At 44.9% G+C, this 1,509-nt stretch carries 1 protein-coding gene; it reads right to left on the bottom strand.

Annotation, left to right across the window (positions count from 1 at the left end; all coding sequences use genetic code 11):
* Positions 1-166 precede the first annotated feature (166 nt).
* Positions 167-1,426: an aromatic amino acid transport family protein gene (locus tag R7O13_RS24065; protein WP_318304826.1), complete on the bottom strand. Its 1,260-nt coding sequence runs from the start codon at positions 1,424-1,426 to the stop codon at positions 167-169.
* Positions 1,427-1,509 lie beyond the last annotated feature (83 nt).

The raw sequence follows: 1,509 nt of genomic DNA, 5'->3' as shown, positions 1-1,509 counted from the left end.
GTCGAGAATTGTCAATAAAGTGTGAGGGAGATCGCGTAAAAACTGCAAATAGGACGGTATGTGGCAAGAGTTCTCAAGGATGAGATAAAAGCAGGGAGAAGAGAGGCTGAATCTTCAGTTTGCCTTGGCCATCACTACCTGAGTAACAGCCAAGGCAACGTAGGTTTTAACTAAATGCGACGAAAGGCGATACGCACAGCAACATACCAGTAGCAATAATCAAGTAAAGCGACGCGCCTTTGTATTTGTGTAAAGAAGGCACTTGGTAGACAAGGTAAGCTGGAATCAAACAGCCAATCAAACCAAAGATAGGGCTACATACTGATGTGAAGCTCAGAACTGGTAGATTCAATACAATTGCACCCCACGCCATGAGAATCGCAAAGAGAATGATTCCTTTGGTGACCAAGTCTTTATTGATCTTCTCTTCAGGCATGACCTTTTTTAGAGCCAGCATCGATAGACCTTGGCAAGAATCGCGGAAACCCAAGTACACACCAAAAAACGCAGTCATTACTGAGAAAATATTCAGCATTAAACTCATTAGTTTTAGCGTCGTACCGTCCATACCTTGCGCAACCGTCGCAAGAGCAGAGATGTTCTCTTCTGCTGCTTTAACCGCTTGTTCATGTGACATCGCAAGCGTAAAGGAAATCGCGTAGAAGAAGACCGTCACAAACAAGATACCGAAAGCAATTTTCATTGCGCGCATGGCTTTAAAGCGAGCAACCTCAATCGATTTTTCTTTTGATCGGTATGAGATCACCATTGGGCTCAAGCTTTGAATAAAGAGAATAGACGTTAGAGTAAACGGCAGTAGCTCAATTGCATCTTTCAAACCAGCGCCTGTTTCTGGAATCGCACCGACATTCGCTACATCCCATTTTTCGATCATCATGACGCCAAGTAATGCAACGGTACAAAGTTTAATCAGTACAAGACCAGTACTGACCTTAAACAAAATCTTTTCACCACGAGATGCAATAGCGACCAGCGCGCACACTAAAGCCAGACCATATAGCGGGTTTTCAGACAGTAAACCTTCCGTGATGCCAAAACTATGTAGGAAAGATGCCGAGTCATTGTTGATGGCTGTTGAGTAAACAAAGACCCAAATCACCAACATGATGAAGTACAGCACACCTAATAACGCCCCCCATTTGTTACCAAGGTAACCGGAAATAACGCCAGCGTAATCTTGGCACTTTGGTGAACTTGAGAGAGTGTTGATGAAAAGGCGTTGGAACAAGTACATCGCTGGGTAGCCGATCACGGCAGAGGCCAAGAATACCCAAAGGCCCAATACGCCTACTTTTACTGGTAAAAAGACAATACCGGCACCGATTGCCATGCCGATACTCATGATCACCCATCCCCAGTCTGTGCTATCAAACTTGGTCGCGGCTTTCCACTCGTCTAGGGCCATGCCTGCTTTTACGTGCGGTGGCTCTTTACCGATAGGTAAGGTTTGTGTAGGTGCTGTCACGCTCATTTTATTGTTTCTCTTGT

The organism is Vibrio sp. Y176 (assembly GCF_033438945.1).
The sequence above is the reverse complement of the archived record's forward strand: the minus strand, read 5'-3'. Positions and strand labels throughout refer to the sequence as shown.